Source organism: Cryobacterium sp. HLT2-28 (genome assembly GCF_004402495.1).
Classification (GTDB): Bacteria; Actinomycetota; Actinomycetes; order Actinomycetales; family Microbacteriaceae; genus Cryobacterium; species Cryobacterium mannosilyticum.
The window spans coordinates 100,739-122,390 of the sequence record NZ_SOFH01000011.1; the positions used below are offsets into that span (position 1 = coordinate 100,739).

Below are 21,652 nucleotides of genomic sequence, written 5' to 3' on the forward strand. Positions count from 1 at the left end.
GGAGAGCAGGGCGCGGGCGTCCGGTCAGCCGGTCGCGCCGGAGGGGCGCACGACCTCGCTGCGCTGGGTGAGCTCGATCACCTTCCTGGTGCCGTTCGTGAGGGTGACCTCCACCTCGAACGCGTGGTCGACGGCGTCGCTGCGCACGAACCGGGTGACGGTGCCGCCGCCCACCTCGGCGAGGGCGACCTGCTCGGCGCTGGTGCGCTCGACGCTGGCATGTTCGGCGCCGTCCAGGGCGCGCGCGGGCAGTCCGGCCGCGGCGTCGCCGAGCCAGCCGGGCGCGCTCACCCAGACCACGGCGAACGACGCGTCGAGTTCGACGGTCACCTCGACCCCGTTCGCGAGCCGGGTCTCCACGGCGTAGGGCGGGCCGGGGGCGGTGCGGCGGTGGGCATCCGTCACGGTGCCGGGGCCCAGCTCGGCCAGGGCGGCGTCGCTCGCGTGCGCGAGCACCGTGCCGGTGAGCCGAGTGTCGTCGGTGCCCCCCGCGGTGTCGATCCCGGCGGTCGCGAGCAGCGCGGCCGCGCCCACCACGGCAGCGACGATCCACGTTCGCTTCTGCAGCCTCGTTGTCGTGATGGAACTCATGCCCCCCAGTGTGGGGGACGGACCCCGCATTCGGGTGACAGCCGCGCCGAGAAAATCTCGCTTCCCAGCCTGCGCGGTGACAGGCGCAGCTCAGCCGTGCGGCTGCCCGCGGGTCGGCGCCCACCGTTCGAGCAGCGCCCAGAACGCCCGGGCCAGCTCGGGGTCCCGCGCGTCGGCGCTCGGCTCGGTGACCCGGGCGCCGTCGAAATAGGCGTCGCCGGGCAGGGCGGGGTCGCGTTCGGCCCAGTCGGCCTCGAGGTGCGCGGCGGCGCGCGGCGTCGTCGCGAACGGCATCAGCGGCAGCACCCAGCGCAGCAGCAGGCGCATGCCGCCACGGGCCGTGGCGGATGCCGTGACCGGCACGAAGCCGGGACAGACATCGTCGGCGTGCACCCCGTCCCCGCCGTGTCGGCGCTCCCACTCCCGGGCCAGCCACAGCTGGGCGAGTTTCGCGTTCTTGTAGGCCCGGTCGGGATGGTACTCCGCGTCGAGGAACGGGTCGTCGAACCCGAAACGCACCGGCACGCCCCGGCTGCCGGGTTCGTGCAGCGCCGACCCGATGAAGACCAGGCGGGAGGGCCTGGCCAGCGCCGGGAGGAGCAGCGTGCTCAGCAGGTACGGCCCGACGGTGTGGATCTGCAGCGTCTCCTCCAGCCCGTCCGCGGTGATCCGGCGCTCCGGCGGCGGCGCGAGGGTGCCGGCATTGTGCACGACCACCTCGAATCGGCGGCCCTCGCGCAGGAGGGTGCCGGCGAGCCCGCGCACACTGGCGAGCGAGGCAAGGTCAAGCGGCCACCACTCCACCTGCGCCCCCGGCAGGAGCCGCGAATACTCGGCCCGCGCGGCCTCGCCCGCGTCGGGCCGGCGAGCCGTGAAGACCACGTGGTGGCCCCGGCGGAGCAGCTCCAGCACGAGCAGGCGACCGATGCCGCGGTTGCCGCCGGTCACCAGGATGCTCTTCGGGTGAAACGGTTCGGTCATGCCCGGAGCGTAGTACCGTCCGCCGATTCCGTGGCCGGTTCGCCGGCGTCGAAGCCGGCGTCGAAGCCGGCGGTGCGTCGCCGGTGAATCACCGGGAACACCCCCTTCGGGGGACTGCTGTCCGTCGGCCGCGAGTCGCTAGATTCGAGTCAGCAGCTGGGGAGAACGATGACGATAGACAGTTCAGCCATGCGGCAGCGCTTCCCGGCCCAATCGGTCATCGAGCAGCTGCTGCATGAGCAGGGGAGCACGCCGCCCCTGTCCTGGTATGCGCGCCTCTTCGGCGGTTCACCGCTCGGCGTCGACGGAATGCCCCGGTACCTGGGGGCGAAGGGTGAGATCACCGTCGGAGCCCTCCTGGAGACGCTCCCGCCGGACTGGATCGTCTTCCACGCCATTCCCGTCGCCGGCCGCGGCGCCGACATCGATCATCTCGTCGTCGGGCCTGGCGGCATCTTCACCATCAGCTCCATGCACCTCAGTGGCACGACCGGCCGCCACGGTGCCGACGTCTGGGTGGGCAAGCGCACCATGCTGGTCGACGGCCGGAAGGTTCCGCACCTGGGCGACGCCGAGTTCGTGGCCGAACGGGTCACGAACCTGGTGCGGGAGCGGATGCCGCTGCTCACGCCGGTGCAACCGGTGCTCGCGCTGGTCGGCCCGAGGCGCCTGACCATCGCGGACAAGCCCGAGCAGGTGAAGGTGATCGACTCCCGGGACCTGCGCCGTTGGCTGGTCAAGCTCCACCCCGTGCTGAGTGCCGGGGAGGTGCAGGAGGTCTCCGACCTGGTCGACAGCCCGAACACCTGGCGCCCGCTGCCGCTGGCCGAGACCGACGACGACCTGATGGACCGCTTCACCGTGCTCGATGCGCGGGTGCGGTCGGCGGGCATCCGTCGCCTGCTCTGGGCGGTGGGCGGCCCGGCGGTCGCGATCGGCGGCAGCATCGCCGTGCTTCACGCCCTCGAAGCCACCCGGCTCGCCGGCTGAGCCGGCGCCCGCGCGCCTGAACATCGCATCAACGACAGGGAAACACCCCCTGAACGGGGGCGGTTTGGCTACCTCGGCGTGATCTACTCGGGCGAATGGACGCGACACGAAGACAATTCATCACGACCGCGGGAACCGTGGCGGCCGGGGCCGTCGTGGCCGGCGGAACCCTCGCCTCGCACGCCGCGGCCGGGGCGACGACCGGCGCAGCGGGTGCGATCGCCGCCTCGAGCCTGCCGGACCCGGCCGACTCCGGCATCGACCACATCATCGTGCTGATGATGGAGAATCGCTCCTTCGACCACTTCCTCGGCTGGGTGCCCGGCGCCGACGGCAAACAGGCCGGGTTGAAGTACCGCGACCGCTACGGGCTGCCGCGGTCCACCTACCACCTTGCCGACTTCCAGGGCTGCGGCCACCCTGACCCCGACCACTCCTACGAGGGCGGGCGGATCCAGTTCAACGGGGGAGCCTGCGACGGCTGGCTGAAGGCCGGTGAGAGCGACGAGTTCGCCGTGGGCTACTACGACGCCGGTGACCTCGACTTCTGGCGCCAGGCGGCACCGGACTGGACCGTCTGCGACCGCTACTTCGCCGCCACCATGGCCGAGACCTACCCGAACCGGTTCTACCAGCACTCCGCCGCCACCGACCGCACCCACAACTCCACGGTCACCAGCACGCTGCCCACCATCTGGGACCGCCTGGCCGACGCCGGGCTCGGCGGCAAGTACTACTACGGTGACGTGCCGTTCACCGCGCTCTGGGGCACGAAATACCTGGGCATCTCCCACCCGCACGCCGATTTCCTGGCCGACTGCGCCTCGGGTGACCTGCCGGAGGTGTCGTTCCTCGACCCCCGGTTCAGCGACGAGGGCTCCGGCACCTCCGGCGACGACCACCCGCACGCCGACATCCGCTCCGGCGAACTCTTCCTGGCCGAGGTGTACGCGGCCGTCACCAGCAGCCCGGCCTGGGCCCGCACGATGCTGGTCGTGAACTACGACGAGTGGGGCGGATTCTTCGACCACGTCGCCCCGGCCATGGCGCCGGACGCCGACCCCGGCAACGCCCTGCGCGGCTTCCGGGTGCCGTCGGTCGTCATCTCGCCCCGCGCCAGGCGAGGCCACATCGCCCACGACACCTACGACCACACCTCCGTGCTCAAGGCGATCGAATGGCGCTGGGGCCTTGCGCCGCTGACCAGCCGGGATGCCGCCGCCCGCAACATCGCCGAGGTGCTCGACTTCGAGACGCCGGCCAACCTCAGCGCCCCCGGCTACCAGGTGCCCCCGTTCGTGGCCGGGGCGCCGTGCGCTCCCGCGGGTACCCCCTCCGTGGAGGAATGGCCTGCCCTTCGGCAGAAGGCCGTCGCCGACGGGTGGGTGCTCTCATGAGCCTGAAGCGGGTCACCTACGCCAGGCCGGAGCGCGGCTCCCTGAGGCTCGCCCTCGCACTGCGCCGGCTCTTCGGGCTGCGCTGGGCGGCCGCCGGGGCGCTGGTCCTGCTCGCCGTAGCGGGGGCCGGCCAGGCGATCGGCCAGGACCAGGCCGGCGCGGCACCCGCGCGGGCCGCCGCCGGCCACCTCCCGGGGGCGAAGCATGTCTTCGTGATCAACCTGGAGAACAAGGGCTACGAGAGCGCCTGGGGTGCGGACTCGGCCGCCCCCTACCTGTCGGGAACCCTGCGCGGCCAGGGCGTGCTGCTCACCCAGTACTTCGGGGTGGCGCACAATTCCCTGCCCAACTACATCGCCCAGATTTCGGGGCAGGGACCCAACCCGCAGACCCAGGCCGACTGCCAGACCTACTCCCCGTTCGTCGGCACCGGAACGGCAAGTCCGGGTCAGTTCGTGGGTGACGGATGTGTGTACCCGGCGGACGTGCCGACGGTCGCCGGCCAACTCACCGACTCCGGGCGCAGCTGGAAGGGCTACCAGGAGGACATGGGCACGGCGTGCCGGCATCCGTCGCTCGGAGCCGTCGACGATACCCAGAAGGCCAGGGTCGGCGACCAGTACGCGGTCAGGCATAACCCGTTCGTCTACTTTGCGGGCATCACGGGCTCGCCCGACTGCGCCCGCAACGACGTCGACCTCGGCGCCCTCAAGAGCGACCTGGCCACGGTCGCCACCACCCCGAACCTGTCGATGATCACCCCGAACCTCTGCCACGACGGCCACGATGCGCCCTGCGTCGACGGCGAGCCGGGCGGACTGGCCAGCGCCGACGACTGGCTGAAGCAATGGGTGCCGGCGATCACCGCGTCACCGGCGTTCAAGAAGGACGGCGTGCTCGTGATCACCTTCGACGAGTCAGACAGCCCGCAGTCCGATGCCTCCGCCTGCTGCGGTGAAGGCCCCGGGCCCAATAGCCCGCTGCCCGGGATCACCGGACTCGGCGGCGGCCGGGTGGGCGCCTTGGTGCTGTCCCCGTTCGTGGCCGGCGGAACCACCTCGACCACGCCGTACAACCACTACAGCCTGCTCGCGAGCATCGAGGACACCTTCGCGCTGCCCTACCTCGGCTACGCGGCCACGCCGGGGCTGAACCGGTTCGGCCTCGACGTCTACAACGGAGGCTGACGGCCGCGGTCCGAGATCTCTCGCGGCGGGCCAGGTTGGGAAGAGTGACCAGCGACCTGACGGATGATGCGGCCGGCTTCCTGACCGAACGGCACCGCAGCGTGCTGTCCGCCCTCGGACCAAGGGGCGGCATCCACTCGATGTCGGTCGGTTTCACCCTCGACGGCGGCCAGGCCACGGAGGGGGACTCCGACCTGGTCGACTGGCCGAACACCTGGCGCCCGCTGCCCCAGGTGCCAGCCCGGTGGTCGAGCCGCCCGGTGGTCGCGCCTGTCGGGACCCGTGAATGAATCTTCGAATAAGTTATCCACAAGTAGTGACAAACACTCACATTTGTGTTCGTGTTTTGGTATCTTCGTGGCATGGACTCACCGGCAGAGCAACTCAGACAGGCAGCGGATGCCGTCGCCCGCCTGGGCTGCTCCAGCGCCGACTACGAGGCCCTGACGGATGCCGCGGCGCTGGCCGGTCAAAAAGACATCGCCACCGCACGCCGGTTGCTGGAGACCCGGGCCGCGTGGATGGCCGCGACCATCGCCGATCGGTCCCGCCCGGAGCTGGGCCATTCCGGCCTGGCCGCTCAGCAGGGGTTCCTCTCCCCGGAGGCGATGATCCAGAAGGTCACCGGCGCAAGCAAGAACGAAGCATTCAAGCTCGTTGCCGTCGGCACGATGCTCGCCCGGGCCGAGGCCGCCGACCGGCAGGCCGCAGACGGCCTCGGGTCGCCCGGTGTTGACGGGACCGGTACGGGCGGGACCGGCGCTGGCGGGGCCGGTGTCGATGGTGGTGCGGGCGACGACTCTGGCGGTCTCGACGGTCGCGCTGATGGTTCCGGGGCCGGACCTGTGAGCGTTCCGCCCGATCCGGGCAGCCCGGTGTCGTGGCAGGGGCCGATCGCTCGCGCAGTGACCGCTGGGACCCTCTCCGTCGACGCCGCCGAGTCGATTCGGAAGGGCCTGGGCGATATCGATACCGCCGTCACCGCCGACACACTCGGCACCGCCCTCAGCCGGCTGCTCGCCGAAGCCGGTCAGTTGAACGCGGACCAATGCTTCACCCGCGCCCGAAGGATGCGCGACGACCTCGACCAGGCCGGCATCGCCGCGAGGGAGAAGCAGGCCTACGACGACCGGTTCCTCAAGGTCTACCGGCTCGCCAACGGCAAGGTCCGCCTGCACGGGCTCTTCGCCCCCGAAGACGGCGAGTTCGTGCTCTCCACCTACAACTCGATCACCAGCCCCAGACGCGGCGGGGTGCGCTTCGTCGACCCAAAGCGCAAAGCCTGGGCCAAGGCCGTCCAGGACGACCCCCGCAGCACCGCGCAGATCGCCGCGGACTCGTTCGTGCAACTACTCAAGATCGCCGGCGAAGTCGACCCCGGCCAGATGCTCGGCGGCCGCCGCCCCGCCGTGCGCATCATCGTCACCCAAAAAGACCTCACCACCGCCACCCGAACTAACACCGGTACCGCCGCACCGGCCGACACATTTACTTCAGCGTCGGCAACACCCCACGCCGCGGGAGTAGCTGAAGCACCGGAGACATCAGATGCCCGGCTCATGCCGACGGTCAGACCTGCCGAAGCCGCTCCCTCTAATCAACCCGGCCAACCCGGCCAACCCGGCCAACCCGGCCAGCCCGGCCAGCCCGGCCAGCCCGTTCAGCCGGGACAACCGGGGACGGCCCTGGTCCTCGCGGCAGGGCACGGGTCCATCGAGGGCAGTCCCGCCCCAATCTCCTTGGCCACCGTCCAACGACAACTCTGCGACACCGGCTACCTCGGAATCCTCTTCGACAACACGGGCCAACCCATCGACGTCGGCAGGGAACAACGCCTCTTCACCCCGGCCCAACGCACCGCCATGGGCGCCCGCGACGGCGGCTGCGTCTGGCCCGAGTGCGACCGGCCACCCGCCTGGACCGAAGCCCACCACCTCAAAGAGTGGCTCCTCGAACACGGCTACACCGACCTCGCCGACGGAGTCTGCCTCTGCCACCCCCACCACCTGCTCCTCCACAACACGGGCTGGGTCATCCTCCGGGGCGGCGACCACTACTGGCTGAAGCCGCCGGTCTCGGTCGACCCGAAACAGATGCTCATCCCACTCCCCAGCAAGACCCACCGCCAACTCGACCCGGGCAGGCCGACCCGGGACAGGGGCACAGAATGACCGGGACAGCCACCTGGGGCTCGGCGCGCTCGACCACCGGATTTCGAGGGGCAGAGCCTGGTGACGTGAGTCTGGAACTTTCGACGAAGGACGCTAAATTGGGCAGGGTGACCAGCGACCTGACGGATGATGCGGCCGGCTTCCTGACCGAACGCCACCTTGGCGTGCTGTCGACCCTCGGGCTGCGCGGCGGCATCCATTCCGTGCCAGTCGGCTTCACCCTCGACGGCGGCGTCGTGCGCATCATCACCTCCGACGGCACCCAGAAGGTGCGCAATGTGGAGCGCGGCGGCCAGGCCACGGTCGCCCAGGTCGACGGGCGCCGCTGGATCTCGTTCGCCGGCTCCGCGCGCATCGACCGCGACCCGGCTGCCGTCGCCCGGGCGGTCGAACTCTACGCCGCGCGCTACCAGCAGCCGCGCGTCAACCCGACCCGGGTCGTGATCGAAATCGTGGTTGACCTGGTGATGGGTTCGCCGCGAATGCGTCCGGCCGCCCCGACCGGTGGCGGATGATGGTGTCATGAGCACACCGCGCGTGCGCTGGTTCGTCGGCACGGCCGTTGTGCTGCTGCTCGCCCTCGCCGCGGCAGCACTGTGGCAGGCCGGCGGCCCGCGGGACGCGAGCCCGGTGAACCGGGCCGGACCGACTAACGCCCCGGCAGCCCCGGCCGCGCCGGTGCACCCCGGAGTGCAGCACATCACGGTGATCAACCTCGAGAACAAGGGCTACGACCAGACCTGGGGTTCCGGCTCGCCGGCTCCCTACCTCTCGTCCACCCTGCGCGACCAGGGCGTGCTCCTCACCCAGTACTTCGGGGTGGCCCACCACTCGCTGCCGAACTACATCGCGCAGATTTCGGGCCAGGGCCCGAACCCGCAGACCCAGTCCGACTGCCAGACCTACACCGCGTTCGACCAGACCGGCACGGCCGCGTTCGGCCAGGCCGTCGGCGAGGGCTGCGTCTACCCCGCCGGCGTGCCCACGGTGGCCGGCCAGCTCACCGGCACCGACCGCACCTGGAAGGGGTACTCGGAGGACATGGGGGAGTCCTGCCGGCATCCCGCGCCCGGCGACCGGGACGACACCCAGCGGGCCAGGCCCGGCGACCGGTATGCGGCCCGGCACAACCCGTTCGTCTACTTCGCCGGTATCACCGGCTCGCCGGACTGCGCCCGCAACGTGCTGGACCTTGACGCCCTGCCTGCCGCACTGGCCGCCGTCGACAGCACCCCGAACCTCGCGATCATCACCCCGAACCTCTGCCACGACGGCCACGACGCCCCCTGCGTCGACGGAGAGGCCGGCGGCCTGGCCGGGGCCGACGGGTGGCTGCGGGACTGGGTGCCGCGCATCCTCGCCTCGCCCGCGTTCCGGCAGGACGGCCTGCTCGTGATCACCTTCGACGAATCCGACAGTGTGGAATCCGACTCGACCGCCTGCTGCGGCGAGTCGGCCGGGCCGAACGCGGACCGGCCCGGCATTGACGGCCCCGGCGGTGGCCGGGTCGGCGCCCTCGTGCTCTCCCCGTTCATCGCGGGAGGCACCGAATCGAACACGCCCTACAATCACTACAGCCTTCTCGCGAGCATCGAGGATGCCTTCGGCCTGCCCTACCTCGGCTACGCCTCCGCACCGGGGCTGGCCCGGTTCGGGGCGGATGTCTTCCGCATCGCACCCTGACCGCCACGCCCCGGCCTATGCCCGATTGCCGGATTGCTCTGTAATATTGGCCGCTGGGGGAATACCGCGATGGCAGTAAGCAGGACCAGCATGCGGCAGCGTTTCGCCGCACAGTTCATTATCGAGAAGCTCCTCCGCGAGCAGGAGACCAAGCCGCCGCGCGGCAGGCTGGACCGATTCCTCGGCCGCACGCCGCTCGCCGCCGCCAGCGTGGGCTGGTACGACGGCGCCGAGGGCGAGATCGAGGTCGGCGCGAAGCTGGCCACGCTGCCGCCGGAGTGGGCTGTGTTCCACGCCCTGCCGATCGGCGGCCACGGCTGGGACATCGACCACGTGCTGGTCGGCCCAGGTGGGGTCGTCACCATCAACACCAAGCAGCACCGCGGCCAGCACGTCTCGGTGGAGCGGCGCACGGTGCTCGTCGGGGAACGCTCCGTGCCCTACATCCGACACGCCCGGTTCGAGGCCGAGCGCATCACACTGCTTGTTCAGGGCCGGCGCCCGCTGGCCGACCCCGTGCACCCGGCGGTCGTGTTCGTCAACCCGCGCTCGCTGCGCTACCGGAGCCTCCCCGACGACGTGAAGGTCGTCGACGCCCGCCACCTGGTCGAGTGGCTGACCGGACTTCCGGTCGTCCTGGGGCCGGCCGCGCGCCTCGGGATCATCGAGGTCCTCGACAACCCGCAGATGTGGGAGGGGCTGCCCGTCGACGGCGGCGCCGGGCTGATGGAACGCTTCACCGCCCTCGAGGCGGAGGTGCGTGCGGCCCGGCTGCAACGCCGGGTGCTCTGCCCGCTCGAGCTCGCCCTGGGCGGCGCCGTGTTCGCCGGCCTGATCGCCGTGCTCGCCGGCCTGATCGGCACCCTGTTCGGCGGCTGAAACCGAGCAGAATGCACCGCATACACCGCGAATATTAACGGCTGGGGCAATTCTCCCAGCCGTCGGGCGTACCCTCGACATACGGTCCGTCACGACGGCCGGGAGGGGAGCCAGTGGTGTACACCCGTGTGGAATCAAGCACCGCGGTACAAAAGTTGGCGATCGGACTGCACGATTCCGCCAGGGATCGGCCGTGGGTCGTCGTTTCGTCACCGTTCGGCACGAGCGTGCCCGAAATCGGGATCGACCAGCTGTCGACCCAGATCGGAGACGTGGCCAAGGTCTTCCTGATCGAGACCGGCGAGCTCACCCGCCAGCTCGGCGACCTGCTGCCGCCGCAGTTCCAGGTCTACGGAAGCGCCGGCCGCTCCTACCCGATCGGCCCGGACGCGTTCGCCGACCTGTCCCGTTCCCGCCTCCGGTTCACGCACGGCGACCCGCAGCACGCCACCGACCAGCTGGTGACGGATGCCCTCGCCCACGCCCATCAGGCCGGCCTCTTCGCACTCGCCCCGGCATCCGTCATCACCGTCACCGGCACGGTCAAGGGTTTCCTGCTCGGCGGCTCCCGCGCCCTCGTCGAACTCGACGACGGCGGGATGGCGACCGTGTGGCAGGAACTCACCTACCCGCCCGTGCCTCTGGACTGGACCCTCGTGCCCGGCCAGCGCGTGCAGGGTGCCCTCGACGCGCCCACCCACCGGCTCAACGTGGAGGTCAAGCCGCCGACCAATGCGGCGATCGCCACGCGTTTCCCGAACGGCAGCATCACCCTCGCCCTCGTGCAGAAGGTCAGCGCGCAACGCGCCGTGCTCGCCCTGCACCCGCACCTCTCCCTCACCATCACCCGCGCCGACATCTCCCCGAACCCGCTGGACAAGGTCGACGCCCTCCTCTCCGAGGGCGACGTGGTGGCCGCACGGGTCATCCACCTGCCCAGCGGGGCCCTGCACCTGTGCCTGAGCGACGTCGACGACGACGAGCCCGTGCTGCCGCCGCTCTCCGCCGTGCGCAACGGACCACCCTGGCTGCGCGAGAACCGTCCGTTGCTGCCGGTCGTGGAGGACGACGAGCACGCCGACGAGCCCGTGCTCGAGCCTGCCTCGGCGCAGAGCCCGGTTGAGTACGCGCGGGCGCAGGCGGCCTCCGAGCTGGCCGAGACCTCCCAGGCCGAGCTGGTTGCCCTCGCCGCGATGGCCCACCTCGACGAGTCGTTCCGTCCGCCGCGCCCGTCTCCCGGACCGGGCCGCAGCCACGCGATTCGCCACCCGACCGCGCCGGCGATCCCGTTCCGGGTCGCGCCGACGCCGGCCCAGCCCGCCCAGCCGCACTCCGCCCTGCAGTCAACCCAGCTCTCCCTGGCCGAGGCGAAGGCGCGCATCACCCGGCTCGAGGCCCAACTCGTCGAGGCCGGCGCGACCGACTCCGACCTGGCCAAGCTGCGTGAGCAGGCGCGTTCGGCGCAGCTGCAGCTGCGCGACGCCCTCGTCGAGCTCGGAACGCTCCGCCACACCGTCGCCGAACTGCGCGACGAGCAACGCACCCAGAAGCGGATGCTGCGTGAGTCCCGCCGCACCGTCGCCGCGCCCCCGGCCTCCAGCGAATACGAAACCCGGCGCGCGCAGTGGGAGGACGCCTCCGGCTGGGTGCGCCACGAGATCCTGCTCGCCTGGGTCGACCGGGTACCCGAATCCGACCGGGAGGAATGGCCGCTCCCGCACAGCTACGTGCTCAGCGACCGCTTCGCGGACTCGCTGTCCGGGCTCGACGACGGCCAGCTGGCCAAGGCGTTCAAGGCATCCGTCGACGTGCTGACCGGGCGGGTGAAGACCCTCACCGGACGGCACCTGCACGCGCTGCGCCAGGGCGCCGGCGCGGCCGACCCGCACCTGCTGCGCTGGGACGGCGCCCGGTGCATGCGCGTCTCGATCGAGCAGAACACGCCGGCCGCCCGCCGGATGCACTTCTGGCAGAAGCCCGACGGCGGGATCGAACTGATCCGCATCGTCACCCACGACGACATGGAGGCTTAGGCCGTATCGTCGTCAGCATGCCCCATTCGCTTCGCCCGCTGCTCCTGCACGATTCCGCCCAGGTTCTGCGGCTGAACAACGCTGCCGTCCCGGCGGTGAACTTCCTCGACGAGGCGAGCCTCGCCGCGCTGCTCGCCGAGTGCGCGCTCGCCGTGGTGGTCACCACGGATGCCGCGCCCGAGCACGTGCTCGGCTTCGCCATCGTCTTCGCCGCGGACGCCGACTACGCCAGTGAGAACTACCGCTGGTTCGCGGAACGGTCCCGTGAGTTCCTCTACGTGGACCGCATCGTGGTGGCCGACGGGGCCCGCGGCCAGGGGTTGGGCGAGGTGCTGTACCGATCGATCTTCGACTCGGCCGAGGCATCGGCCGCCGTCGTCGTGTTCTGCGAGGTCAACCTCGAACCCCCGAACCCGGGGTCGCTGGCGTTCCACTCCCGCCTCGGTTTCGCCCAGATCGGCCGGCAGTCCACCAAGAACGACACCGTCGTGGTGGCGCTCCTGGCCGCCTCGGTCGGGGAGTTCGCCGACCGCTGACCGGGCGTCACTCGAGCACTGCCAACGCCTTCCCATACTTCGCGGCCAGGTGCTCCCGCACGCTGACGTCCAGTTGCGCCACCCGCCACGGCTCGAGATTGTCGACGATATCGGCGCGCTTCACGGCGAGGGCGATCGGGTTGGCGCGGATGCCGGCGTAATAGTCGGCGTCGCTCACGGCATCTGTTCGGGTGAGCAGTTCGACCGCGGCGACGACACCGCCGGGGATGCCGGCGGCCAGCAGATCGCTGGGGGAGACATCCGTGTCCTCGAGCACGTCGTGCAGCCAGGCGGTCGCCTGCCCCAGCGGGTCGGCGAGACGTTCGGAGACCCGGCGGGGGTGATCGATGTAGGCGGCACCCAGCTTGTCGACCTGGCCGCGGTGAGCGGCCGTGGCGATGGACCGGGCGGTGGCGACGAACGGTGCGACTGCTGTGCCTGGCATGATGATCCCCCTGGGGTAGTGCGATCGAGAGTGAGTGCGGCCGGCCGGACGTGGAGTCCAGTGGGCGCCTGCTCGGCACACGGTAGCGCGCCCCCGTGAACGGGGGAGGTCTCCGTGAGAAAACCGGCAAAACAACCCCTTTCGTGCACCCCGCACTGGGGGTACATTCCGCGACGTCGTCGGGGTCGGATCCGGCCCCGGGCTGCTAGGTTCGAACCAGGTGGTCATCCGACCACCGGCGAGACGGTTCATACGTCTTTCGCAAGGGCACACCCGTTGAGAAACGGGGTCGCAAAGGCACGGGACCTTCGGGTCAGCCGGCCTACCGAATGAATAGGGCCGAAGCAGATGAGCTTTCCATTCCTGGAGACCGACGCCCGCGTCGAGTCCTATGGTCTGACGCAGCCTGATGCCACCCTGACTGTGCCCGCAGTCGACAGCCCCGTTGCGACGGCGGCCGTCACCCCACAAACTCCATCAATCCGTCGTCGACTTGGGTAAGCAGACGACGGACTGAGGGAAGTCAGGTCGACCTTCGGGTGGCCGCCCTGACGCGGAATTGCGATGGGGGACCGATTCGGGTTCGGTCCCCCCTCGCATTCACCGCACGGCAGGGTCGCGGCCGGGCGAAATACTTCGCCATGCACGTTCGCATATGCCGTTTGACACACACTCAGCACTAGAAAGACCGGTAGTAAACCATGGCCAGGAAACCATTCGGCCGCCTTCGGAAGCTACCGCGTCGACTGGGAGTGCAGCTGGCGGCCGCAATGCTCGTGGTTTCCGTGCCGCTGGTCATCATCTCGGCCGTTGTGCTGACCTCAGAGTCGGCCACCAGCCTCACCGCGGCGGCGAAAGGCAAGGGTGTCACCCTGGCAAAGGCTGTCACGCTGCGCCTGGAAGACTGGATTGCCGAACGCAAGGTCGACGTGTCGGTTCTGGCTGTCTCGGCCGGTAACCAGCTCGATAGCCCGGTCCTCGCAACCCGCCTGGCCAAGATCGACGAGGCCTCCGGCAGTTATACGGTGATCGAGATCACGGATGTCTCCGGCGCCGTGCTCTCCACCAGCCGGCCCGGCGTCATCCTCGACCCCACCGGCCAGGACTGGTTTCGCTCAGCCGTTGCCGGCGAGTCGGTCTTCACCCCGCTGACTCTCCAGGGCGACCGGCTGCACTGGGTCATCGCGCAGCCGCTGCTGGCCGACGACGGTTCGGTGCGCGCCGTCATCGTCGCCAACCTTGATCCGACCGCCCTGAGCGGGTTGCTCAACCCCGAACTGAGCAAGGGTGACGCTGTCATCGCGGTCGACTCGCTCCATCGCCTGATCTACAGCACGGAAACCATGGGGAATGCCACTGAGCAGTCAGCCCTGCTGGCCGGGGGGATGCTCACGACCATCGTCGACAACGGGCCCACTGCGCAGGCGGCCGGCACAGGCAAGGCGGGCACCGCGGAGTTCACTCACTCCAACGGGGTCGACGTCATCAGCGGCTTTGACGTCGTTGAGGGCCTGGACTGGGTGCTCATTGTGGAGCAGCAAGCCGATGTCGTGCTCGCCCCGGTGGAGACTCAGGTGCAGCGGTCCATCCTGCTCGCGGCCATCGGCGTGCTCGTCGCCATCCTGGCCTCTGGCGTGATGGCCTGGAGCGCCACCCGGCCGGTGCGCAAGCTGACCGCCGTCGCCCGTCGGGTCACCCGCGGAGACCTGCTGGCGCGCGCCGTGCCCACCGGGCCGACCGAGATGGTGCTGCTCGCCGACTCGCTCAACGCGATGCTCAACACCAGCCAGGGACTCATCGCCCGGCTGGAGGGAGCCGGGGTCGAGGTGAATTCCGCGGCAACCGAGCTGTCGGCATCCTCCGATGAGCTCGCCGCGATCACCACCCAGCAGAGCGCCGCGGTCACCCAGGCCACCGCCACCACCGAGGAGTTGGCGCGGTCGTCGGTGGCGATCGCCGACACCGTTGACGATGTCGCTCGCCAGACGGCCGACACCCGGCGCAATCTCGAACAGGCCGAGGCGGACATCCTCGTCTCGAGCGAGCGCACCCTGGCCCTGGCCAGCCGGGTCAACGACATCGAGTCGCTCCTGGTGCTGATCAACGACATCGCGGACCAGACCAACCTGCTCGCCCTGAACGCGGCGATCGAGGCGGCCAGGGCCGGTGAGCACGGTCGAGGATTCGCGGTCGTCGCCGACGAGGTGCGTCGTCTGGCCGAACGATCCAAGTCCAGCGCCGGCGACATCGCCGCGATCGTCACCGCCGTGCAGCGCGAGACCAACGCCACTGTGATGGCGATGGAAAAGGGCGCGAAGCAGATGCAGCAGGGCCTGCTCCAGCTCGAAGCGGTGACGGACGCCAATGGGCAGGTGAGCCTGACCACTCAGCAGCAGCGCAGCGCCACCGCTCAGGTCGTGGAAACCATGGAACAACTCGCCGACGCCAGCCGGCAGATCTCGATCACGGCCCGGCAGATCGCGGCCTCGGCCGGCGACCTCGCGGACCTGGCCCACAAGCTGGAAAAAACCTCCGATACAGGCAACGGAGAGCAATGACGGAAGCGCACGCGGTTCTGGTCCCCGTGGGGGAGGACCTGTTCGCCGTGTCGATCGACAGGGTGAGCCAGGTGGTCGCCGCACCGCCGCTCACCCGGCTGGTCACCGCGCCGCCGCACGTGCTCGGCCTGTTCAACCTGCGCGGGCAAATCGTTCCGCTGCTCGACACCGCCGCGCTGCTCGGCCTGCCCGCAGGGCAAGCGCCGATGTTCGCGGTCGTGCTGCTGTCCAGGCAGGGCCTGATCGCTCTCGCCGCGACCGCCTTCCCCCATCGGGTCGGCCTTGATGACCCCGTCGGTCCGTCCGACCTGCCCGGCACGGCGGGCAGCTACCGGGTGAAAGGGCGCGTCGTCGTGCGGCTCGACCCCGATCTTCTCCTGGCCCGGGATCGTCCGCCGCACACCGGCAAGAGCCCGGTATCAGGGCCGCCGACCGTCGGAGCGATCGAACCCGTGAGCGCTATCGTCAGGTCCGGGTCAACCGGATGAGCATCCTGGACATCGACCAGATTCGAATGCTGTTCGGCCAGGAGGCCGGCGTTCGGCTGGCCGAACTGGACCGGCTGCTGCTCCAGCTCGAACAGCAGGGCGGCGACGAGACCCTGATCCGGTCCATCTTCCGCGAGCTGCACACCCTGAAGGGATCCGCGGCCGTCGCCGGCCTGGACGACGTGAGCCAGCTGGCCCACGAGCTTGAGGAACTCGTCGTGGGGATCCGCTCCGGCATCGTGGCGGTCACTCCGGCGATCATCGATACCCTGCTTGCCGGGGCTGACCGGCTCGGCAGCGCCATCGCCGGCGAACCGGCCGACGTGCCCGGCGAGGAGCCGGTCGTCGCGGTCATGGTCATCGCCGAGAGTGCGACGCCGGTGACGGTCGTCGCTGCGTCCCCGCGGGCACCGACCGTCGTCGAAACCGCATCTGCAGCCGAGCCGGGCGGCGTGGTGATGGTGCCGATGGACCGGCTCGACGAGCTCGTGCGCCTGATCGGGGAGTCGGCATCCGCCCACCTTCGGATGGGCAGCATGCTGATGGAGCGATTCGGCGTCGACCCGACCCTCAACTCCGAATTCAACGAACTGTCGCGAACGCTCAACGAACTGCAGGAACGCGCCATGCGCACCCGGATGGTGCCGCTGGCCACCATCACCGACAAACTCCAGCGTGCCGTGCGCGACCTGGCCAGGGCGCAGGGCAAGACCATTCGCTGGGAGGTGCGCGGGGCAGACACCGAGCTGGACCGTGGCGTGCTCGTTGCGCTTTCCGACTCCCTGCTGCACCTGGTGCGAAATGCCGTCGACCACGGGATCGAACCCGACGCGGTGCGCGCCGCGGCAGGCAAGCCGGTGGGTGGCACCATCCGCCTGCACGCCATGCAACTCGGCTCCGAAGTGATCGTGGCGATCACCGACGACGGAAACGGGATCGACACCCTGCGGGTCAGGGCGCAGGCCGAGGGCCAGGGTGTTGACACGTCACGACTGAGCGACGAAGACGTCCTGCAACTGATCTTCCGGGCCGGGTTGTCGACGACGACTTTCGTCACCGACCTGTCCGGGCGTGGCGTCGGCCTCGACGTCGTGCGCAGTACGGTGGAGGCCGCCCATGGTCGCGTCGAGGTGCGCTCGGAACCGGGCCGGGGCACCGAGTTCCGCGTCATCGTGCCGATCACCCTGGCCGTGCTCCGCTGCCTGCTGGTCGAAGCCGGCGGGCAGCGCTTCGCCCTGCCGTTCCACCGGGTCGTGCTCTCCCAACGCTTCGACGAATCGGGCCCGACCAGCGCCGAAGGACGGCCGGTGATCTGGGTGGAGGACCAGCCCGTTTCCGTTTCGGTGCTGGCCGAAACGCTGGGCATCCACGGGACCACCCTGGACGGCCCGATCGTGGTGCTCGCCGACACCGCCCGTCGGCACGGATTCCAGGTCGACCGGCTCGTCGGCCAACGGGACGTGGTGATCAAGGGCCTCAACTCCCTCCTGCCGCACCTGCCCGCGGTCGCCGGCGCCAGCGTGGAACCCGATGGCTCGATCCTGCTCGTTCTCGACCCTCCCGGTCTGGTCCAGCGCGCCAGGCAGGCGGCCCGTCGCCAGACTGCTGCCGGCCCGTCCGCCGCGGAGCCGTCGAACGCGCGGCATGCCGCGGCGACCGCCGAGTGGTCGACCGCCGGGTCCGACGGAGCGAGGGCCGGGCTGATACCGGCCGGGTCGCCCGGCGCGTCGCAGCGCATCCTCGTCGTCGATGACGCGCTGACCATCCGGGAGCTGCAGCGGAGCATCCTGGAGCGGGCCGGCTTCGAGGTGCGCGTCGCCGTGGACGGTCTGGACGCGCTGGCAAAGCTCGCCGAGGAACCCAGTGAGCTGATCCTCACCGATATCGAGATGCCATTGATGGACGGCTTCGCGCTGACCGAGGCGGTGCGCGCGGCTCCGAGCCTGGCGAACATCCCGATCCTGATCCTGAGCTCGCTGTCGAGCGAGGCCGACCGGCAGCGGGGTCTGGAGGCCGGCGCCGACGGATTCATTCTCAAGAGCGGCTTCGACGAGGGCAGCCTGCTCATCGCCGTGACCCGGCTGATCGGGGCGCGCCGATGACCGGGACGACCACCGGGCCGTGCCCCGGAAAGCCGATCCGGGTGCTGATCATCGACGACTTCCCCACCGATCGCGCCCGCCTCGCCCGGATGTTGCAGAACGAGGGCGACATCACTAGCCTCGGCCAAGTCGCAACCGGACCGGCAGCCATCACCCTCGTCGCCCGCGAGCGACCCGACGTCATCGTCCTGGGCCTCACCACGTCCGACGGCAGCGGCCAGAACCTGATCGAGCAGGTCATGGCGCACACCCCGACGCCGATCCTCGTGCTCTCCACGCAGATCGAAAACCGCCAGTCACCGAGCGCGGTCGACGCGCTCGTGGCCGGGGCCCTCGACGTGCTTCCGGTTCCTGTGCGATGGACCCCCGATCTGGAGGCCGGACTGCGGCACACGGTGCGTCAGCTCAGCCGGGTGCAGACCATTCGTCACCCCCGGGGCGTGCGGGCCAGGCCAGCCGGGGCCGCACCCGCCCCGTCGGGCCGCAACCGCCAGACCGTTGTCGCCCTCGCCGCATCGACGGGTGGGCCGAAGGCGCTCGCCACGGTGCTCGCCGGGCTGGGCGGGCTGGTCGCGCCGGTGCTCGTCGTGCAACACCTGCATCCGGACTTCACCGGCGGCCTCTACGACTGGATGACCCGGGTCTCTGCGCTGCCGGTCGAAATCGCCGTGCACGACCAGGTCGCCCGCCCCGGGCGGGTCTACCTGGCCCCTGGCGGCCTGCACCTGCGGCTGGCCGCGGGCCTGCGCCTCGAATTGGCGTCGACGCCGGCAACGATCCACCAGCCGTCCGCGAACGAACTCTTCCACTCTGTTGCACAGAACGCCGGCCCTGCCGGGATCGGCGTCATCCTCACGGGGATGGGCGACGATGGCGCCGAGGGGCTGCTCGAGATCCATCGCGCGAACGGCCAGACTCTCGGCCAGGACGAGGAGACCTCTGCGGTCTTCGGGATGCCTCGGGCGGCCTATCGCCTCGGCGCGGTCAGCGCACTGCTGCCGATCGACCTTGTGGCGGCCGCGATCCTGCGTTGCGCTGCGCGGGGAACGGCATGAACGGCACAGTACCCGCGGATGAAGCGCGCGCCGGCACGGATGCCGCAACGGTCGTCACCGATGCGGTGGTCGACCGGGTCGCCGAACTGCTGCGCTCGGTGGTCGGGTTGCGCGCCGAGCCGACCCTGCGCGCACGGATGCGCCGGTGCATCCGTGACGAGATCGCCGACTACGGTCACGGCGCCGAGTCCTACCTGCGGGCGCTGACGGCCGGCGGCGCGCTGCGGCAGAGCCTGCTCAATCGCATCACGGTGCAGGAAACCGGCTTCTTCCGCCACCCTGAGCACTTCGCACTGTTGGAGCGCGAGATCCTGCCCGCCACGAACAGGCCGCTGTCGATCTGGAGCGCCGGGTGCGCCAACGGCCAGGAAGCGTACAGCCTGGCCATGCTTCTCGACGAGCAGCGCATCACCGGATCGATCATCGCCACCGACATCTCCACCTCGGCGCTCGCCCGCACGGATGCCGCCCGGTACTCGACCAGGGAGGTGAGCGGCCTGGCACCCGCGCGCCTTGAGCGACACCTCAGTGCAGTGGGCGACGGCTGGGAGATCACGCCGGCGTTGCGCACCCGGGTGAGCACGATGCACCACAACCTGATCGATCCGGTGCCCTCCCGGGTGCGGTCCTGCCAGATTGTCTTCTGTCGCAACGTGCTGATCTACTTCTCGCCCGAACATGCCCGGATCTTCCTCGACCGGGTGGCCCAGGCGATGCCGGCCGCCTGGTTGTTCCTCGGCTCGTCCGAGACGATCTGGGCAATCGGTGACCGCTACGAAACCGTGCGTTTCGGCGACACCTACGCGTATCGCCCGCTGGCCGGTCCCGGTATCCCCCCGCCGGCACCGCGCTCGCCGGCGGCGCCGCCGCCCGTGGCGCCGCCCGGGCCCCGGCGGGTCGCTCCCGCCCCGACAAACCGCGACGAGGCTGCCGTGATCGCCGGCCTGGCTCGAAGCGGTCAGACCGAACTTGAGGCCGGACACCACGCCGCCGCGGTCGTCATCTTCCGCAAATGGGTGTACCTGGCCCCGCGCGACAGCCTGGCCCACCTGCACCTCGGGCTCGCGCTCGAGGCCTCCGCCGATCCCGCCGCCGCGTTCCGCGCCTACAGTGCAGCCCGGCGGGCCCTGGACCTGGCCGACCCGGCGGAGGTCGAGGACGCCATCGACGGCTATTCGATCGCCGAACTGCACAAACTTCTCGACGCCAAACAACAGGAGCCAACCCGATGACGACCATGGTGTGTTTCCGAGCGGCCGGGGCGGCCTACTGCCTCCCGGTTGAGGCCACGCGGGCGGTGCGCACCGCAGACGGCCTGGTGTCCGTGCCCGGAGCCGGATCCGACATCGCCGGGGTGCTGCCCGGCAGCCCGCCCCTGACCGTGCTCTCCAGCCTCGGCAGTGGCGGCGGCCACGTGATCGTGGTCGAGTCGCGGGGAACATCCTTCGGCCTGCTCGTCGACGCCGTCTCCGGTGTGCGCCGATTCACCCCTGACACGGTCCGGCCCGCCTTGACCGGCCAGGCCCGCGCGTTCATCTCCGGCATGGTCGACTCGGACGGCGAACTCATCCTCGTCGCCGACCCCGAAGCCCTCGCGGCCCAGCTGTGATCGCGGAGCCGAGCGCCACGACGGTGCTGATCACAGACGACTCGCTCGTCATCCGCGCAGTCGTGCGCTCCCACCTCGAGGCAGCGGGCTACCACGTAGTCGAGGCCGTCGACGGCCGGGCGGCCATCGAACACTGCTGCCAGACCCCGCCCGATGTGATCCTCCTCGACATCGAGATGCCCGGACTCGACGGCTACGAGGTGCTCGAGGTACTCAAGGCCGACCCGCTGCTGACGGACCTGCCCGTCGTCTTCCTCACGACCCTGACCGACATGGACAACGTGCTGCGCGGGCTGCGCGGCGGCGCCCATGACTACCTCAAGAAACCGTTCGAACCCGCCGAGCTGGTGGCGCGCGTCGCAGCCGCCGCCCACGTCAAGAAGCTGCAGGACCAGCTCCGTCTGCGCAACGCCGAGCTCGACCTGCTGAGCCGCACGGATGCGCTCACGGGGTTGAACAACCGGCGCCACCTCGAATTGGTGCTCGGCCACTACCACGCGGATTCCATCCGCCATCAGGATCCGCTCAGTGTTCTCCTCCTTGACATCGATCATTTCAAGCGAGTCAACGACGGCTACGGTCACCCGGCCGGAGACATGGTCCTCGCCGAGTTCGCGCGGCGGCTGAAGTCCGAACTGCGCGAGGGCGACGTCGTCGGGCGCTGGGGTGGGGAGGAATTCCTGGTCGTGTTCCCCCGCACCGGCCGTGATGGCGCACTCGTCGTGGCCGAACGCATCCGGCAGGCCATTGCGGCGACCCCGATTGACGCCGATGGCGTGCCGATCTCAGTCACCGTCAGCGCCGGCTGCGCCCTGGGCCCGCTGGGCACCGCGGCCGAGCTGGTCGGGCGGGCAGACGCTCTCCTCTACTCGGCGAAAGGCGCCGGCCGTAACCGGATCGAGTCTGAGCCGGCCGCGGCGTCCTGAACCATCTGAACCGGTACCGGA

Annotated in this window: 20 protein-coding genes and 1 riboswitch; of the genes, 17 read left to right on the forward strand and 3 right to left on the reverse strand. The window is 70.3% G+C overall.

Annotation, left to right across the window (positions count from 1 at the left end; all coding sequences use genetic code 11):
• Positions 1-24 precede the first annotated feature (24 nt).
• A complete protein-coding gene (locus E3O48_RS05420) occupies positions 25-591 on the reverse strand; it encodes a hypothetical protein (protein WP_134537588.1) in 567 nt (188 codons plus the stop codon).
• A 90-nt stretch (positions 592-681) separates the two neighbouring features.
• Positions 682-1,572, reverse strand: a complete 891-nt coding sequence (locus E3O48_RS05425; protein WP_134537589.1) for an SDR family NAD(P)-dependent oxidoreductase — start codon at positions 1,570-1,572, stop codon at positions 682-684.
• 168 nt (positions 1,573-1,740) lie between these two features.
• Between E3O48_RS05425 and E3O48_RS05430 the strand changes: the two genes are divergently transcribed.
• The 10 genes from E3O48_RS05430 (at position 1,741) to E3O48_RS17560 (ending at position 12,448) form a co-directional block, all read left to right on the forward strand.
• Entirely contained in the window at positions 1,741-2,562 is an 822-nt protein-coding gene (locus E3O48_RS05430) for a nuclease-related domain-containing protein (protein WP_134537590.1), read from the forward strand.
• Positions 2,563-2,657: 95 nt separating this feature from the next.
• The gene (locus E3O48_RS05435; RefSeq protein WP_134537591.1) at positions 2,658-3,959 is read left to right on the forward strand and encodes an alkaline phosphatase family protein; all 1,302 of its coding nucleotides are present in this window, start codon (positions 2,658-2,660) and stop codon (positions 3,957-3,959) included.
• Complete coding sequence (locus tag E3O48_RS05440) at positions 3,956-5,146, forward strand: alkaline phosphatase family protein (RefSeq protein ID WP_134537592.1); 1,191 nt, start codon at positions 3,956-3,958, stop codon at positions 5,144-5,146. The genes E3O48_RS05435 and E3O48_RS05440 overlap by 4 nt, the downstream gene beginning before the upstream one ends.
• Before the next feature lie 44 nt (positions 5,147-5,190).
• A complete protein-coding gene (locus E3O48_RS05445) occupies positions 5,191-5,436 on the forward strand; it encodes a hypothetical protein (RefSeq protein WP_134537593.1) in 246 nt (81 codons plus the stop codon).
• Between the two features lie 72 nt (positions 5,437-5,508).
• Positions 5,509-7,317: a DUF222 domain-containing protein gene (locus E3O48_RS17550; protein ID WP_166788614.1), complete on the forward strand. Its 1,809-nt coding sequence runs from the start codon at positions 5,509-5,511 to the stop codon at positions 7,315-7,317.
• Positions 7,318-7,382: 65 nt separating this feature from the next.
• On the forward strand, positions 7,383-7,832 hold the full coding sequence (locus E3O48_RS05460; protein WP_241982413.1) for a TIGR03618 family F420-dependent PPOX class oxidoreductase: 450 nt from the start codon (positions 7,383-7,385) through the stop codon (positions 7,830-7,832).
• A gap of 7 nt (positions 7,833-7,839) precedes the next feature.
• On the forward strand, positions 7,840-9,000 hold the full coding sequence (locus tag E3O48_RS05465) for an alkaline phosphatase family protein (RefSeq protein WP_134537595.1): 1,161 nt from the start codon (positions 7,840-7,842) through the stop codon (positions 8,998-9,000).
• Between the two features lie 69 nt (positions 9,001-9,069).
• Complete coding sequence (locus E3O48_RS05470; protein ID WP_134537596.1) at positions 9,070-9,879, forward strand: nuclease-related domain-containing protein; 810 nt, start codon at positions 9,070-9,072, stop codon at positions 9,877-9,879.
• A gap of 116 nt (positions 9,880-9,995) precedes the next feature.
• The gene (locus tag E3O48_RS17555) at positions 9,996-11,912 is read left to right on the forward strand and encodes a hypothetical protein (RefSeq protein WP_166788615.1); all 1,917 of its coding nucleotides are present in this window, start codon (positions 9,996-9,998) and stop codon (positions 11,910-11,912) included.
• Between the two features lie 17 nt (positions 11,913-11,929).
• Positions 11,930-12,448: a GNAT family N-acetyltransferase gene (locus E3O48_RS17560; protein WP_166788616.1), complete on the forward strand. Its 519-nt coding sequence runs from the start codon at positions 11,930-11,932 to the stop codon at positions 12,446-12,448.
• Positions 12,449-12,455: 7 nt separating this feature from the next.
• Here E3O48_RS17560 and E3O48_RS05480 read toward each other — a convergent pair whose 3' ends face one another.
• The gene (locus E3O48_RS05480) at positions 12,456-12,893 is read right to left on the reverse strand and encodes a phosphohydrolase (protein ID WP_134537598.1); all 438 of its coding nucleotides are present in this window, start codon (positions 12,891-12,893) and stop codon (positions 12,456-12,458) included.
• A gap of 256 nt (positions 12,894-13,149) precedes the next feature.
• Positions 13,150-13,223: riboswitch (cyclic di-GMP riboswitch) on the forward strand.
• 440 nt (positions 13,224-13,663) lie between these two features.
• On the opposite strand from E3O48_RS05480, the gene E3O48_RS05485 reads away from it, so the two are divergent.
• From E3O48_RS05485 to E3O48_RS05515, 7 genes are read left to right on the forward strand one after another with little or no spacing between them, the layout of a single operon-like run.
• Positions 13,664-15,451, forward strand: a complete 1,788-nt coding sequence (locus E3O48_RS05485) for a methyl-accepting chemotaxis protein (RefSeq protein WP_166788617.1) — start codon at positions 13,664-13,666, stop codon at positions 15,449-15,451.
• A complete protein-coding gene (locus E3O48_RS05490; RefSeq protein WP_134537600.1) occupies positions 15,448-15,939 on the forward strand; it encodes a chemotaxis protein CheW in 492 nt (163 codons plus the stop codon). Before E3O48_RS05485 ends, E3O48_RS05490 begins: the two co-directional genes overlap by 4 nt.
• Positions 15,936-18,041 carry a hybrid sensor histidine kinase/response regulator gene (locus E3O48_RS05495; RefSeq protein WP_134537601.1) on the forward strand — a complete coding sequence of 702 codons (2,106 nt, stop codon included), beginning with the start codon at positions 15,936-15,938 and terminating at the stop codon, positions 18,039-18,041. Before E3O48_RS05490 ends, E3O48_RS05495 begins: the two co-directional genes overlap by 4 nt.
• Entirely contained in the window at positions 18,038-19,096 is a 1,059-nt protein-coding gene (locus tag E3O48_RS05500) for a chemotaxis protein CheB (protein WP_134537602.1), read from the forward strand. The genes E3O48_RS05495 and E3O48_RS05500 overlap by 4 nt, the downstream gene beginning before the upstream one ends.
• Positions 19,093-20,328: a protein-glutamate O-methyltransferase CheR gene (locus E3O48_RS05505; RefSeq protein WP_134537603.1), complete on the forward strand. Its 1,236-nt coding sequence runs from the start codon at positions 19,093-19,095 to the stop codon at positions 20,326-20,328. Before E3O48_RS05500 ends, E3O48_RS05505 begins: the two co-directional genes overlap by 4 nt.
• Positions 20,325-20,705, forward strand: coding sequence for a chemotaxis protein CheW (locus tag E3O48_RS17565; RefSeq protein ID WP_166788618.1), 381 nt, complete (start codon positions 20,325-20,327; stop codon positions 20,703-20,705). Before E3O48_RS05505 ends, E3O48_RS17565 begins: the two co-directional genes overlap by 4 nt.
• A complete protein-coding gene (locus tag E3O48_RS05515) occupies positions 20,702-21,631 on the forward strand; it encodes a diguanylate cyclase (protein ID WP_134537605.1) in 930 nt (309 codons plus the stop codon). The genes E3O48_RS17565 and E3O48_RS05515 overlap by 4 nt, the downstream gene beginning before the upstream one ends.
• Positions 21,632-21,652 lie beyond the last annotated feature (21 nt).

Coding starts and splice junctions, on each gene's coding strand:
- E3O48_RS05480 (WP_134537598.1), bottom strand. CDS start 12,893: ATGCCAGGCACAGCAGTCGCACCGTTCGTCGCCACCGCCCGGTCCATC.
- E3O48_RS17560 (WP_166788616.1), top strand. CDS start 11,930: ATGCCCCATTCGCTTCGCCCGCTGCTCCTGCACGATTCCGCCCAGGTT.
- E3O48_RS05500 (WP_134537602.1), top strand. CDS start 18,038: ATGACCGGGACGACCACCGGGCCGTGCCCCGGAAAGCCGATCCGGGTG.
- E3O48_RS05465 (WP_134537595.1), top strand. CDS start 7,840: ATGAGCACACCGCGCGTGCGCTGGTTCGTCGGCACGGCCGTTGTGCTG.
- E3O48_RS05470 (WP_134537596.1), top strand. CDS start 9,070: ATGGCAGTAAGCAGGACCAGCATGCGGCAGCGTTTCGCCGCACAGTTC.
- E3O48_RS17550 (WP_166788614.1), top strand. CDS start 5,509: ATGGACTCACCGGCAGAGCAACTCAGACAGGCAGCGGATGCCGTCGCC.
- E3O48_RS05435 (WP_134537591.1), top strand. CDS start 2,658: ATGGACGCGACACGAAGACAATTCATCACGACCGCGGGAACCGTGGCG.
- E3O48_RS17565 (WP_166788618.1), top strand. CDS start 20,325: ATGACGACCATGGTGTGTTTCCGAGCGGCCGGGGCGGCCTACTGCCTC.
- E3O48_RS05490 (WP_134537600.1), top strand. CDS start 15,448: ATGACGGAAGCGCACGCGGTTCTGGTCCCCGTGGGGGAGGACCTGTTC.
- E3O48_RS05430 (WP_134537590.1), top strand. CDS start 1,741: ATGACGATAGACAGTTCAGCCATGCGGCAGCGCTTCCCGGCCCAATCG.
- E3O48_RS05485 (WP_166788617.1), top strand. CDS start 13,664: ATGCTCGTGGTTTCCGTGCCGCTGGTCATCATCTCGGCCGTTGTGCTG.
- E3O48_RS05425 (WP_134537589.1), bottom strand. CDS start 1,572: ATGACCGAACCGTTTCACCCGAAGAGCATCCTGGTGACCGGCGGCAAC.
- E3O48_RS05440 (WP_134537592.1), top strand. CDS start 3,956: ATGAGCCTGAAGCGGGTCACCTACGCCAGGCCGGAGCGCGGCTCCCTG.
- E3O48_RS05505 (WP_134537603.1), top strand. CDS start 19,093: ATGAACGGCACAGTACCCGCGGATGAAGCGCGCGCCGGCACGGATGCC.
- E3O48_RS05420 (WP_134537588.1), bottom strand. CDS start 591: ATGAGTTCCATCACGACAACGAGGCTGCAGAAGCGAACGTGGATCGTC.
- E3O48_RS05495 (WP_134537601.1), top strand. CDS start 15,936: ATGAGCATCCTGGACATCGACCAGATTCGAATGCTGTTCGGCCAGGAG.